The following is a 13,005-nucleotide window of genomic DNA, read 5'->3' on the forward strand; positions in this document are numbered from 1 at the left end:
TAGGGCCTAGAGATCGTAGCGGGCACCTGGGCGCACGACCTCAACCGGTCCGGCAAACGCGGCCACGGCGGCATCCACAATAGATGCCTCGCTGACCCACGCGGGGACGAGATGGGTCAGAAGCAGCCTCCCGACGTCCGCCTTGGTGGCCGCCTCGCCCGCCTCCCCGCCGGTGAGATGCAGGCCAGGGGGGTTGTCGGCGCCGTCGAGGTAACTGGCCTCACACAGAAACAAATCCGCGCCGGCGGCGAGTCGCAGCAGCGGTTCGCACGGGGCGGTGTCCGAGGAGTACGCCAGCACCGACCCGCCGTGCTCGATCCGTACGCCGTAGGTCTCGATCGGATGGTTGACCCGGTCGACCGTGATCGAGAAGGGACCGATCGGGAACGTGCCCGGCTGCAGGCCGTAGAAGGTGTAGACGTCGTCGACCGGCTCGTTGTCCTGGCTGTAGGCGGCGGAGATGCGCTCGGCCGCGCCGAGGGGGGCGTAGACCGGCACCGGCGGCAGCGAGCCGGACGGGTCGTAGCGACGGACCACGATGTAGGTGCACGCGTCGAGCATGTGATCGCAGTGCAGGTGGGTCAGGATGATCGCATCGATCTTGTTCATGTCGGAGTAGCGCTGCAGCGCGGACAGCGAACCCGAGCCGAAATCGATCAGCAGCCGGAAGCCCTCAGCCTCGACGAGATAGGCGGAACAAGCCGACTCGGGGCCGGGAAAACTGCCGGCACAGCCGAGAACGGTCAGTCGCATGCGGGTCCCTTTGGCTCACGCTGGGTCGAACACGCCCCGCCCGACCGGTCCGTGCTGACTTCCTCAGACCAGTCAATCACGCAGCGAAGCGTACGCCGGGACCTGCGCGCCATGTAAACGTCTGATCGATTTGTCGCTAAATCGACAACGTACATCACAGCCCCCGTGACCTCGGCCATTAGCGCAATTCCCGTTACGTCCGGTGAGTCGTTTGCGTTGCACAAAGTGAGGACTTCTGGGGACTGAACAGGCGGAGGCAGCGTGACAACGGTCGAGAAGGATCGCCCCGCGCGCACCGAAGCGGCAGCGATCATGCCGTTCGGTGGCTGGGAGACTACCCCGACCGGGACGGAATCCCCGGACGACGAAACGCTTTTCCGATTTCCGGCGCCCGACGATCCCGCCCCGAGCACCGTACGGGTCCTGACGATGGCGTTGTGGGCCGCCGGACTCGGTCTGACCGCGGCCGGTGTCGGCATTACCGCATTGGTCACCGTCTTGGGCGGCGCGGCATTCTGGTTCGTGCCGGCCCTGGCCCTGTTCGGGTTGCTGAGCGTGGCATTGGCGGTGGCCTCGTTCCTGTCGATCCACCGCCCCGTGCTGCCCTGGCTGCTGCTCTCCGGCGCGACCGTGCCGCTCGCCCTGGACGTGCTGATCTCGGCCCTCTATTAGGCCGTTCTCAGGCCGCCGTCAGGCCCACAGCTGGCCCTCGAGGGCCTCTTCGGCGTCGTTGAGGGTGCCGCCGTAGGCGCCCGTCGAAAGGTATTTCCAGCCGCCGTCACAGACCACGAAGGCGACGTCGGCCCGCCGGCCCGCCTTGACCGCGTCGTGCGCGACGGCGAGCGCGGCGTGCAGGATCGCGCCGCTGGAGAACCCGGCGAAGATGCCCTCGACCTCGACGAGCTGGCGGGTGCGGAGCACGGCGTCGCGGGTGCCGACCGAGAAGCGGCGGTCGAGCACGCTCGCGTCGTACAGCTCCGGCACGTAGCCCTCGTCGATGTTGCGCAGCCCGTACACCAGCTCGCCGTAGCGCGGCTCGGCGGCGACGATCTGGATGCCGTCGACCTTCTCCTTGAGGAACCGCCCCGTGCCCATCAGGGTGCCGGTGGTGCCCAGGCCGGCCACGAAATGCGTGATCGTGGGCAGGTCGTGCAGCAGCTCGGGGCCGGTGGTCTCGTAGTGCGCGCGGGCGTTGGCCGGGTTGCCGTACTGGAACAGCATCTTCCAGTCCGGGTGCTCGGCCGCGATCTGCTTCGCGGTGGCCACGGCCTGGTTGGAACCGCCCGCGGCCGGCGAGAAGATGATCTCGGCGCCGTACATGCGGAGCAGCTGGATCCGCTCGGCCGACACGTTCTCGGGCATCACGCAGACCAGCCGGTAACCCCGCAGCTTGGCCACCATGGCCAGCGCGATGCCGGTGTTGCCGCTGGTCGGCTCGAGGATGGTGTCACCGGGGCGCAGGTGGCCCGACTCCTCGGCCTCGCGGACCATGAAGAGTGCGGCCCGGTCCTTGATGCTGCCCGTCGGGTTGCGATCCTCCAGCTTGGCCCACAACCGCACCGGCGGTGCCCCTTCGGGCACCGTCGGCGACAGGCGGGGCAGGCCGACGAGCGGCGTGCCCCCGCAGGCGTCCAAGAGGCTCTCGTAGCGAGCCATGACGGTTAGCGCCCGAGCAGGGCGGCGGCCGCCACGAAGCCCAGCGCGCCACCGGCCACGGCCGGGAGGATGGTGATCGAGTCACCGTCGCTGAGCTTGGCGTCGAGCGCGCCGAGGAAGCGGACGTCCTCGTCGTTGACGTAGATGTTGACGAACTTGTGCAGCCCGCCCTCGGGGGTGATGAGCCGCCCCTTGAGGCCGTTGTGCTTGGCGTCCAGGTCGTCGATGAGCGCGGTCAGCGAGTCGCCGGCGCCTTCGACGATCTTGGCGCCGCCGGTGTAGCTGCGCAGGATGGTGGGGATGCGAACTTCGATAGCCATGGCTGTGAATGCTCCAAAAGGAAGGTCGAACTCAGGGCAGGGTCGTTGGTCTTCGTCTCGCCGAGCTGAGCTCAGCGACACTCGTAGAAGACCGACACGGGGCTCTGCCCGAACATGTACGACTGCACAGCGCTCGCAATCACGCGTCCACCGTCGCATCCACGATGTTGATCTCTTCCTCGGTCACCACGCCGTCCACTATGCGGAACGAGCGAATCTCTTCCGAGTCGCTCTCGCGGGTCGACACGAGGAGGTAATGCGCGCCCGGCTCCCCGGCGAACGAGATGTCGGTGCGCGACGGATAGGCCTCGGTGGCCGTGTGCGAGTGGTAGATGACCACCGGTTCCTCGTCGTTGTCATCCATCTCGCGCCACACGCGCAGCTGCTCCATGGAGTCGAACTCGTAGAACGTCATCGACCGGGCCGCATTGTCCATCGGGATGAGCCGGGTCGGCAGGTCGCTGCCGATCGGGCCCGCGACGACGCCACAGGCCTCGTCGGGGTGGTCCCGGCGGGCGTGGGCGACGATCGCGTCGACGATCGCGCTGTCGATGGTCAGCACGCCGTTCACATTACCGTGAGATTTCCCTGATCCCGACGTGGCGGCTCTCACTCGATTTCCGGCAGCGCGTCTCACTCGATTTCGGGCAGCGCGTCTCACTCGATTTCGGGCAGCGCGTTGAGCAGCGACTCCTGCAGGTAGCCGAGGTAGGCGTACACGCTGAGCTGGAACACGCGGCTGGAGCCGGGGTCGTGCAGCACCGCGGCGTCCAGCTCGTCGCTCAGGTCGGTGTCGGCCCCGATGTCGAGGCGGGTGCCCATGGCCAGCCGCGCGTCGTTGATCGCGCGCAGCCAGGCCTCGGCGGCCTCGCCGTCCAGCCGCACCTCGCCCTCGCCCTCGTCGGGCAGCGCCGCGAGGATCGCCCCGGCCTGGTCGATCTTGCCGGTCTTGAGATCGCCCTCGGTGTAGAGGCGGAACTCGGCGGAGTCGTCCGGCTGATCGGGGTAGATGTCGGGGAAGAGCCGGCTGACGACCGGATCGGTGTGATCCATGCCGTCGGTCAGCAGGCCGACCACTTCACCGGCGACCTTGCGCAGGACGCGCACCTCGTCGACCGCGAAGGTGGCCACGCACTGGCTGCCGTTGCGTCGGAACATCTGCTCTCTCCCGCGGTGTCAATCCCGGTCCACCGTCGCCCAGAGACCGTATCCGTGCAGTTGGTTGGCGTCCATCTCCATGCGCTCGCGCGCACCGGAGCTGACCACCGCCCGGCCCTTGTTGTGCACGTCGAGCATCAGGGCTTCGGCCTTTTCTTTCGAGAAGCCGAAAATCTTTTGGAACACCCAGGTCACGTACGACATGAGGTTGACCGGATCATCCCAGACGATGGTCACCCACGGCCGATCGTCAGCGGGTGCCTCCTCGATCTCGGGGCTCTCGAGCGGAGCGACCTGGGGGAGCGCCATGCCCACCATGGTGCCACCGGTTTCGCCGCATCGGTGAACCGGAACGCCGATACGCAGGTCAGGACGCGGTTCGTAAGGAGCTGCCACGCGCAATAGGGTGGGTTCGTGAACTCCTTCGCACCCGCGCTGATGACCGATCAGTACGAGCTGACCATGGTCAGCGCCGCGCTCAAGGACGGCACCGCCGACCGGCAGTGCGTCTTCGAGGTCTTCGCCCGCCGCCTGCCCGGCGGCCGGCGCTACGGCGTGGTGGCCGGGCCGGGCCGGCTGGTCGAGCTGATCAAAGACTTCCGCTTCGGCCCGGCCGAGGTCGACTTCCTGCGCGGGGCGGGCATCGTCGACGAGACGACCGCCAAGTGGCTGGCCGGCTATCGCTTCTCGGGCGACATCGACGGCTACGCCGAGGGCGAGCTCTTCTTCCCGGGCTCGCCGATCATGACCGTGACCGGCACGTTCGCCGAGTGCGTGGTGCTCGAGACGCTGATCTTGTCGGTGCTCAACCACGACAGCGCGGTCGCGGCCGGAGCGGCCCGCATGGTCACCGCGGCGCGGGGCCGGCCGATCATCGAGATGGGCTCCCGGCGCACGCACGAGGATTCGGCCGTCGCCGCCGCCCGGGCGGCCTATCTGGCCGGGTTCGCCTCGACCTCCAACCTCGCCGCGGGAGCGCTCTACGGCATCCCCACCACCGGCACCTCGGCCCACGCGTTCACCCTCCTGCACGACGACGAGCCGGCCGCGTTCGCCTCCCAGGTGGCCGCGCTCGGCAAGAACACCACGCTGCTCGTCGACACGTACGACATCGGCCAGGGCATCCGCAACGCGATCGCGGTGGCCGGCCCCGACCTGCGCGCCGTCCGCATCGACTCGGGCGACCTGTCGGTGCTCACCCAGCACTCGCGCGAGCTGCTCGACTCGCTCGGCGCCACCGAGACCCAGATCGTGGTCTCCGGCGACATGGACGAATACGCGATCGCCACCCTGGCCGCCGAGCCCGTCGACATGTACGGCGCGGGCACCGCGGTGGTCACCGGCTCGGGCGCGCCCACCGCCGGCCTGGTCTACAAGCTGGTCGAGGTCGAGGGGCGCCCGGTGGTCAAGCGCTCGGAGAACAAGGCGACCGTGGGCGGGCGCAAGACGGCCGTACGGCGGCACAAGCCCACGGGCACGGCGACCGAGGAGATCGTGGTGTCGCAGGGCGTGCCCGACCACGCCGCCAACGACCGGCTCCTGCAGCGCTCGTTCGTCGCCGGCGGCGAGGTCACCGAGCTGCCCAGCCTGGCCGAATCCCGCGAGCACCTGCGTCAGTGCCTGATCTCGATACCGTGGGAGGGTCTCAAGCTCTCGGCCGGCGACCCGGCCATCCCCGTCACCATCGTCCCGACCGTTTAGGGGTTGTCCCGTGACACGAGCGCTGATCATCGTCGACGTGCAGAACGACTTCTGCGAGGGCGGATCGCTGGCGGTCGCCGGCGGCGCCGCCGTGGCCGCGGGCATCTCGCTGGTGCTGGAGAAGGCCGGCGACCGGTGGGATCACGTGGTCGCCACCAAGGACTGGCACATCAACCCCGGCAGCCACTTCAGCGACACCCCCGACTATCTCGACAGCTGGCCCCGGCACTGCGTGGTCGGCACACCCGGCGCCGAGTTCCACCCCGAGCTGCGCACCGAGCGGGTCGAGGCGGTCTTCCGCAAGGGCGAATACCAGGCGGCCTACTCGGGCTTCGAGGGGCAGACCGAGGGCGGCGAGACCCTGGCCGCGTGGCTGCGCGAGCGAGATGTGACGGAAGTCGAACTGGTGGGCATCGCGACCGACCATTGCGTACGGGCCACCGCGCTCGACGCCCGCGCCGAGGGGTTCGCGACGACGGTGTTGCTGGAGCTCACGGCCGGTGTCGCGGCCGGCACGACGGCCGCCGCGCTCGAGGAGCTGCGCGCGGCGTCGATCGAGACCACCGGAACGCCGGTCGTGTCGTCCTGATTTCTGCCTGATCAAGAAGTTGGTTTTTTGTCGTACCCCCGGGGCAGGATATTGCTTCGGAGGTCAGGAACGACATGCGGCTCAAGCCTTACCGTGACACGCTCGCTCTGCCCGGCATCAAGTCGCTGCTGGCGGTGACTACGCTGGCGCGCATCCCCATCGCGGCCGGCGCCGTCGTGCTCACCCTGCACGTGGTCACCGACCTCGGCCGGGGTTACGGCGCGGCCGGGCTGATCGGCGCGGCGTTCACGATCGGCGGCTCGGTCGGCGCGCCCATGATGGGCCGCCTGATCGACCGGCGCGGCCTGCGACCGGTGCTCGTGCTGACCACGGTGGCCGAGGTGATCTTCTGGTCGACCGCGCAGGCCGTGCCGTATTGGGCGCTGCTGGTCATGGCGCTGTTCGGCGGGTTCCTGGCCCTGCCGGCCTTCTCGGTGGCCCGCCAGTCGATCAGCGCCCTGACGCCCGAGGCCCAGCGCCTGCCGGCGTTCGCGCTCGACTCGATCACCACCGAGTTGTCGTTCATGGCCGGGCCCGCGCTCGGCGTGCTGGTCGCCACCACCGCCGGGGGCCGCTGGGCGATGCTCATGCTGGCGGCCGGCATCCTGGCCTCCGGGGTCGGGCTCTGGCTGCTCAACCCGCCGGTCCGGGCCGCGCACGAGGCCCCCATCACGGCCGGCGAGCGGGTGCCGCGGCGCAGCTGGCTGGGGCCGCGCTTCGTCGCCATCCTGCTCGTCACGATGGCCGCGACGCTCGTGCTCTCGGGCACCGACGTGGCGCTGGTGGCCGTGCTGCGCGACAACGGCGAGCTGGGCTGGAGCGGGCTGGTGATGTCGATGTGGGCGTTCTATTCGCTGCTCGGCGGCTTCGCCTACGGCACGATGCAGCGCTCGTTCCCGCCCGTGGTCATCCTCGCCCCGCTCGCCGTCGCCACCATGCTCGTCAGCCTCGGCGGCGCCCACTGGTGGCTGATCGCGCTGCTCCTCATCCCGGCCGGCGCCCTCTGCGCCCCCTTGATCACCTCCACGGCCGACGCCATCAGCCGCATGATCCCCGCCGCGGCCCGCGGCGAGGCGATGGGCCTGCACAATTCGGCCCTCACCGTCGGCGTGGCCCTGGGCGGCCCCCTGGCCGGCGTCGCCGCCGACACCCTGTCCCCACCCTGGGGCTTCGTCACCGTCGGCGGCGCGGGCGTCCTGATCGCCCTGCTCGTCCTCCCGACGGAGCTACGCCGCCGCCGGCAATCCCCACCCGCCACCGCGCCGGAGCCGACTCTGACCACCGGCAAGTCGGGCCCCACCACCGAGCCGGCCCTGGCCGCCTCCATCCTCCCGGCCGCCGACTCCCCCAACGAAACCCCCGCCGACCGCACCCCACGCCAGCACACCCCCCACAACGACACCCTCTCCGCCCGCCGCCCCTGACCGCCCCTCCCTCCGGCCCGCCGCCCCGCCGGCTCTCCAGCGCCGCCCCGGCCTGCTTCACGCCTGCAGCCAGCAGAACCAAGTCCCGCCGGCGCTGACGCCACCCAACCTGACCCAGCCCCGGCGTGGCGTTGCGCGGGGCCTAGCGCCGCCCGGCGTTGCACAGCCCGGCGTGCGTTGCACAGCCCGGCGTGCGTTTGTCGGGCGGTGGAACAAGAGCAACGCAACGGCCTACGTCCCCTACTTGCGCAGCCCGGCGTGGCGTTGCGTTGCGCAGCCCAGCGCCGCCCGGCCTCAAGTTGAGCAGCCCAGCGTCGCCCGGCTGATGTTGCGCAGTCCGACGCCCGCTCGGCCGATGCCCCCAGCGCAATGTCGCCCAACCCGAGCACCCGCTCAGACCAAAACCCAGCACAGCGTCACCCGGCCTCGCACGCTGGCTCGACGTACCAGGACAGCGTCGCTCAACCCGGTCCGGTCGACCCGACGTCCGGCCCGGCGTCCCCCACTGCTCGCCCGTCGGCGCAACGTCGTTCCGCGTCCTTCCGCCAGGCCAACGTGCTTCGCCCAGCTCGGTGGCGTCCGGGCCGGCCCAGCCCATTACCGTCCGCTCGCGCCGCCTCCCCGCCGTCCAGGCTGCGACATCGTTCGGCATGAACATCACTCAGGCCGGCACCTCTCCCCAGTGCCTCAGTCGGCCCGACGTCATTTGACTCGGCCGCTCCTCTGCTCACTCAGCCAACGGCCGTTCCAAGCTTGGGTGGCAGCTCCGAACCCATCCTGAGCTGCTGTGACTCAGGTCATGATGGCGCCTGCCAAAGCATCTTGTACGTTCGTACTTGTACAGTCGTACAAGTCGAGAGAAGGAACGCCGTGCCTTACGTGTTTTTGCTGGTCGCCATCAGCGCGGAGGTCCTGGCGACGAGCATGCTGAAGTCGACGGAAGGCTTCTCTCGGCTGTGGCCGACTATCGGGTGCCTGGCCGGTTACGTGGTCTCGTTCGCCGCATTGGCCGTCTGCGTGAAAGATCTGCCGGTCGGCGTCGTCTACGCCATCTGGTCCGCCCTCGGCACCGCCGCGATCGTGGCCATCGGCGCGGTCTTCCTCGGCGAGCCGCTCACGACGGTTAAGGTCGTCGGCGTCAGCCTCATCATCGCCGGCGTAGTGACCGTGAACCTGGGCGGTGCCCATTGAGCAACTCCGCACCACACTCCAACGCCCCTGCCGATGCCGCGGACGGGACGGCGCCGGCGCGACGACGGGCCGATCGGGCACCACAGCCGGAGGCGGCGGCGCGGCCCAGGCGGCGGCGCAGTGATCGGGAACCGCAGCATGATGACAGTCCGGCGCCGGGGCAGCCCGCGCGGCGGCGGGCCGACGGGGAGCCCCGGCGGCCGCAGCGGGCTCGGGATCCGGAAGCGCGGCGGCGGGCGCTTGCCGCGGCGGCCCTTGAGGTGATCTCGGAGTCGGGGCTGGCCCGCACGTCGCATCGGGCGGTCGCGGCCAAGGCCGACCTTCCGCTCGGGGCGACCACCTACTACTTCCCCACGCTCGACGACCTGATCGCCGCGGGGTTGCAGCTGGCCGCGGCCGGGTTGCAGGACGACTTCGACCGGTGGGCCGGGCGGCTCCGGGAGGCCGACGACATCCCGGCGGCGGTGGCCGAGCTGATCGTCGAATACCTCGCGGATCGCCGGCGGGCCCAGCTCGAGTGCGAGCTTTATGTGGCCGCCGCCCGGGACGCCGCCCTCCGCCCGCTGGCGATGGCCTGGCTGACCGGCATGCGCGACATCCTCGAGCCGCACCTTGGCCACGATGCCACCCACGACGTGATGGCGCTCTTCGACGGCGTCACGCTTCAGGCCTTGATCACCGGTCAGGAAGTAGACCCGGTCGCCCTCACAGCCACCGTCCGCCGCCTGACACGCCCGTAGGGTGCCCGCAATCACTCCGATGATCATCCGCCGCCCCTGACGGCCGGTGAGGGGGCTCGTCGGCGCATCGCCGCGCGAGATGGCGATGCCGTGCCGCCCGCGGGAGACGGGCGATGCCCGTGCCGCCCGCGAGACGGGGCATGCCGGGGGCGCGAGACGGAGGATGCCGGGGGCGCGCGAGACGGGGAATGCCGTGCCGCGCGAGACGGGGGATGCTCGCGACACCTGTGGTGCGGCTGGTCGTGGCGCCCGGTGCCGAGTTGCTCGGGCGTTGCGGGCCGGGGCGGACAAAGCGCGGCGGCCGGCAGAGGGCGGACAAAGCGAAAACGGCCCGCCCTCAGGAGAAGGCGGGCCGTTGTCAGAAACTTCAATTGCGGTTGGTGCCGGTGTCTTCGGGGTATGTCGCGCCGCCGTCGGATTCCCTGGTCAGGGGGCGGGCGCCGCCCTCGGGCGGGCCGGCGATGGACTGTTCGCCCGCGGCCAGCTCCGGGAACTTCGCGTCGAAGGCCGGGCGCTCCGAGCGGATGCGCGGCATGCGGTCGAAGTTGCGCAGCGGCGGCGGGGAGGACGTGGCCCACTCGAGCGAGTTGCCGTGGCCCCACGGGTCGTCGACGGTCACGACCTGGCCGACCTTGTACGACTTCCAGCAGTTGTAGATGAACGGCAGCGTCGACAGGCCGAGCACGAACGAGCCGATCGTCGAGAACGTGTTCAGGAACGTGAACCCGTCGCTGGCGAGGTAGTCGGCGTAGCGCCGGGGCATACCCTCGGTGCCGAGCCAGTGCTGCACCAGGAACGTCGCGTGGAAGCCGATGAACGTCAGCCAGAAGTGAATCTTGCCGAGGCGTTCGTCGAGCATCCGGCCGAACATCTTCGGGAACCAGAAGTAGATGCCCGAGAACACGGCGAACACGATCGTGCCGAACAGCACGTAGTGGAAGTGCGCGATCACGAAGTACGAGTCGGAGACGTGGAAGTCGATCGGCGGGGAGGCCAGCAGCACGCCGGACAGACCGCCGAACAGGAACGTCACCAGGAAGCCGATCGCGAACATCATCGGCGTCTCGAAGCTGATCTGGCCGCGCCACATCGTGCCGATCCAGACGAAGAACTTCATGCCCGTCGGGACCGCGATGAGGAAGCTCAGGAAGCTGAAGAACGGCAGCAGCACCTGGCCGGTGACGAACATGTGGTGCGCCCACACCGACATCGACAGCGCGGCGATCAGCAGCGTCGCGGCCACCAGGCCCTTGTAGCCGAAGACCGGCTTGCGGCTGAAGACCGGGATGACCTCGGTGATGATGCCGAAGAACGGCAGCGCCACGATGTACACCTCGGGGTGGCCGAAGAACCAGAAGAGGTGCTGCCACAGCATCGGGCCGCCGGTGTCGACGTCGAAGACGTGCGCACCGAGCACGCGGTCGGCGGCGAGGGCGAACAGCGCGGCCGCCAGGAACGGGAAGACCATGATCACCAGAAGGCTGGTGACCAGGATGTTCCACGTCATGATCGGCATGCGGAACATCGTCATGCCGGGGGCGCGCAGGGTGAGCACCGTGGTGATCAGGTTGACGCCACCGAGGATCGTGCCCAGGCCGGAGAGGGCCAGGCCGACGACCCACATGTTGCCGCCGACGCCCGGCGAGTGCAGCGAGTCGCTCAGCGGGGTGTACGCGAACCAGCCGAAGTCGGCCGCGCCGCCCGGCGTGAAGAAGCCGCTGATCGTGATCGTGCCGCCGAACAGGTAGAGCCAGTAGGCGAACGCGTTCAGACGCGGGAAGGCCACGTCGGGCGCGCCGATCTGGATCGGCACCACGAAGTTCGCGAAGGCGAACACGATCGGCGTCGCGAAGAACAGCAACATGATCGTGCCGTGCATCGTGAACAGCTGGTTGTACTGCTCAGGGGAGAGCAACTGCATGCCCGGGCGCGCCAGCTCGGTGCGCATCAGCAGAGCCATCAGGCCGCCGAGCATGTAGAACACGAAGGCCGTGATCATGTACATGATCCCGATCTGCTTCGCGTCCGTCGTGCGCAGAATTCGGGCTAGCGCCGAACCCTTGACCTGCCGTCTGACCGGGTAAGGCCGGGTCACGATCGGCTTAGGCGCAACGGTCGTCACGAATAGCCTCCGTTGTCTCGTTCGTCCCACTCAGTACGCCAGAGATGAAAGGCGTACCTCGCAGGCAGAATAGTCCCCCGCCGACCCCCCGCGGGCGGGGGGTGACCAAAGAGGTCAACAACGGTTCGTGTCGCGCTCAGGCGGGCTGGACCAACGGACGGTAGTGATCGGAGAAGATCCGCAGGCCACGCCTGCGAAGCATCGGGTCGCGCAGAGCGGGCGGCACGTCGCGGGTGCGGTCGCGTTCCCGGGTGCGGTCACGCATCTCGGCGCAGCGGGGGCGACGGCGATTCTCGTACGCCTGGAGGGCCGCCGGCACGTCGTCGGTGACTTTTCGCAGCTCTTCGCCGAGCACCACGCCGTCTTCGAACGACATGGCGGCACCCTGGGCCAGGGTCGGGGCGGTGGCGTGGGCCGCGTCACCGACCAGCACCACGGGGCCGCGCGACCAGGCGTCGAGCACGACCTCGTCGGTGCGGGCGACCTGCACCTTCTCGATCGCCTTGAGGATCGCGGGGACCGGGCCGCCGAAGCCGCCGAACAACTCGTGCACCCGGGCCAGCGGATCTTCGGGGTTGGGCGCGTCGGGGGCGGTCTCGTCGGCGTGGAAGTAGAGCTTGCGGCCGCCCATCGGCATCGCCACGAACGACGACCGGCGCCCGAGCAGGGCCGTCCAGTCGCTCAGGGGCGGGCCACCGGCGACGACCGAGCGATAGACGATCTGGCCGGTGGGGGTGGCGGCGCCGCCCAGCCCGGCCTTGGCCCGGATCGTCGAGCGGCGGCCGTCGGCCCCGACGACCAGGTCGTATTCGGCGACGCTGCCGTCGGCGAACTCGACCTTGGCGGTGTGGTCGAAGATCTCAAGATCTCGTACGGCGGTGTCGTAACGCACCTCGCCGCCGACGCCGGTCAGCAAGACCTGCTGCAAATCGGCCCGGGAGAGGGCGCGGGACTCGCCGACGCCGGCCCAGAGGGCGGCCACATCCATCTCGAAGAGCTCACGACCCCGCGAGTCTAGGAAGACCTGCCGGAAGATCAGGTCACCGAGCGGGCGAAGCGGCGCGTCGAGGCCGAGCTGGCGCAGCGCACGGGACGCGTTGCCCGGGAGATAGATGCCGGCGCCGGGAAGCATGGAGGCCGGCAGCTCCTCCACCACGTCGGGCCGGAAACCGGCGAGACGCAGGGCCCGCGCCGCGGCCAGCCCGGCGATTCCCGCGCCCACCACCAGGATGCGCAACGTCATCGCAGCCTTGCCTCCCACCCGTCGGACACGCGTTGGAGCCAAGACACTACCCCGCGCCACCGTCGGGCAAAACCCGCGATCATCGAGGAGTCCGAATTGTTCCGATGA

The 13,005-nt window shown here is 69.6% G+C and carries 13 protein-coding genes and 1 pseudogene; 6 read left to right on the forward strand and 8 right to left on the reverse strand.

Annotated features, from left to right (window positions below; all coding sequences use genetic code 11):
• Positions 1-6: 6 nt before the first annotated feature.
• A complete protein-coding gene (locus JKJ07_RS40315; protein WP_202997270.1) occupies positions 7-753 on the reverse strand; it encodes an MBL fold metallo-hydrolase in 747 nt (248 codons plus the stop codon).
• A 261-nt stretch (positions 754-1,014) separates the two neighbouring features.
• On the opposite strand from JKJ07_RS40315, the gene JKJ07_RS40320 reads away from it, so the two are divergent.
• Complete coding sequence (locus JKJ07_RS40320) at positions 1,015-1,425, forward strand: hypothetical protein (protein ID WP_202997271.1); 411 nt, start codon at positions 1,015-1,017, stop codon at positions 1,423-1,425.
• A gap of 18 nt (positions 1,426-1,443) precedes the next feature.
• On the opposite strand, the gene JKJ07_RS40325 is transcribed toward JKJ07_RS40320, so the two are convergent.
• The 5 genes and pseudogenes from JKJ07_RS40325 to clpS form a co-directional block, all read right to left on the reverse strand.
• On the reverse strand, positions 1,444-2,409 hold the full coding sequence (locus JKJ07_RS40325; RefSeq protein WP_202997272.1) for a PLP-dependent cysteine synthase family protein: 966 nt from the start codon (positions 2,407-2,409) through the stop codon (positions 1,444-1,446).
• Positions 2,410-2,414: 5 nt separating this feature from the next.
• Positions 2,415-2,729 carry a MoaD/ThiS family protein gene (locus JKJ07_RS40330; protein WP_202997273.1) on the reverse strand — a complete coding sequence of 105 codons (315 nt, stop codon included), beginning with the start codon at positions 2,727-2,729 and terminating at the stop codon, positions 2,415-2,417.
• A 71-nt stretch (positions 2,730-2,800) separates the two neighbouring features.
• A pseudogene (locus JKJ07_RS40335) lies at positions 2,801-3,291 on the reverse strand (M67 family metallopeptidase).
• Positions 3,292-3,386: 95 nt separating this feature from the next.
• A complete protein-coding gene (locus JKJ07_RS40340; protein WP_202997274.1) occupies positions 3,387-3,887 on the reverse strand; it encodes a DUF2017 domain-containing protein in 501 nt (166 codons plus the stop codon).
• 18 nt (positions 3,888-3,905) lie between these two features.
• Positions 3,906-4,196, reverse strand: coding sequence for an ATP-dependent Clp protease adapter ClpS (gene clpS, locus JKJ07_RS40345; protein WP_202997368.1), 291 nt, complete (start codon positions 4,194-4,196; stop codon positions 3,906-3,908).
• Between the two features lie 105 nt (positions 4,197-4,301).
• Here clpS and JKJ07_RS40350 point away from each other — a divergent pair, with 105 nt between their 5' ends.
• From JKJ07_RS40350 to JKJ07_RS52060, 5 genes are all read left to right on the forward strand, one after another.
• Complete coding sequence (locus JKJ07_RS40350) at positions 4,302-5,588, forward strand: nicotinate phosphoribosyltransferase (protein WP_202997275.1); 1,287 nt, start codon at positions 4,302-4,304, stop codon at positions 5,586-5,588.
• 10 nt (positions 5,589-5,598) lie between these two features.
• Positions 5,599-6,177: an isochorismatase family protein gene (locus JKJ07_RS40355; protein ID WP_202997276.1), complete on the forward strand. Its 579-nt coding sequence runs from the start codon at positions 5,599-5,601 to the stop codon at positions 6,175-6,177.
• Between the two features lie 50 nt (positions 6,178-6,227).
• A complete protein-coding gene (locus JKJ07_RS40360) occupies positions 6,228-7,601 on the forward strand; it encodes an MFS transporter (protein ID WP_202997369.1) in 1,374 nt (457 codons plus the stop codon).
• Positions 7,602-8,471: 870 nt separating this feature from the next.
• A complete protein-coding gene (locus tag JKJ07_RS40365; RefSeq protein ID WP_202997277.1) occupies positions 8,472-8,792 on the forward strand; it encodes a DMT family transporter in 321 nt (106 codons plus the stop codon).
• Between the two features lie 260 nt (positions 8,793-9,052).
• Complete coding sequence (locus tag JKJ07_RS52060) at positions 9,053-9,532, forward strand: TetR/AcrR family transcriptional regulator (RefSeq protein WP_307834651.1); 480 nt, start codon at positions 9,053-9,055, stop codon at positions 9,530-9,532.
• 367 nt (positions 9,533-9,899) lie between these two features.
• On the opposite strand, the gene ctaD is transcribed toward JKJ07_RS52060, so the two are convergent.
• Together ctaD and JKJ07_RS40380 are read right to left on the reverse strand one after the other, a co-directional pair.
• Complete coding sequence (gene ctaD / locus JKJ07_RS40375) at positions 9,900-11,654, reverse strand: aa3-type cytochrome oxidase subunit I (protein WP_202997279.1); 1,755 nt, start codon at positions 11,652-11,654, stop codon at positions 9,900-9,902.
• Positions 11,655-11,790: 136 nt separating this feature from the next.
• On the reverse strand, positions 11,791-12,897 hold the full coding sequence (locus tag JKJ07_RS40380; RefSeq protein WP_202997280.1) for an FAD-dependent monooxygenase: 1,107 nt from the start codon (positions 12,895-12,897) through the stop codon (positions 11,791-11,793).
• Positions 12,898-13,005: the final 108 nt, after the last annotated feature.

The organism is Paractinoplanes lichenicola, assembly GCF_016785085.1.
GTDB classification, from domain to species: Bacteria; Actinomycetota; Actinomycetes; order Mycobacteriales; family Micromonosporaceae; genus Actinoplanes; species Actinoplanes lichenicola.

Coding starts and splice junctions, on each gene's coding strand:
- JKJ07_RS40315 (WP_202997270.1), bottom strand. CDS start 753: ATGCGACTGACCGTTCTCGGCTGTGCCGGCAGTTTTCCCGGCCCCGAG.
- JKJ07_RS40325 (WP_202997272.1), bottom strand. CDS start 2,409: ATGGCTCGCTACGAGAGCCTCTTGGACGCCTGCGGGGGCACGCCGCTC.
- JKJ07_RS40330 (WP_202997273.1), bottom strand. CDS start 2,729: ATGGCTATCGAAGTTCGCATCCCCACCATCCTGCGCAGCTACACCGGC.
- JKJ07_RS40340 (WP_202997274.1), bottom strand. CDS start 3,887: ATGTTCCGACGCAACGGCAGCCAGTGCGTGGCCACCTTCGCGGTCGAC.
- clpS (WP_202997368.1), bottom strand. CDS start 4,196: ATGGCGCTCCCCCAGGTCGCTCCGCTCGAGAGCCCCGAGATCGAGGAG.
- JKJ07_RS40380 (WP_202997280.1), bottom strand. CDS start 12,897: ATGACGTTGCGCATCCTGGTGGTGGGCGCGGGAATCGCCGGGCTGGCC.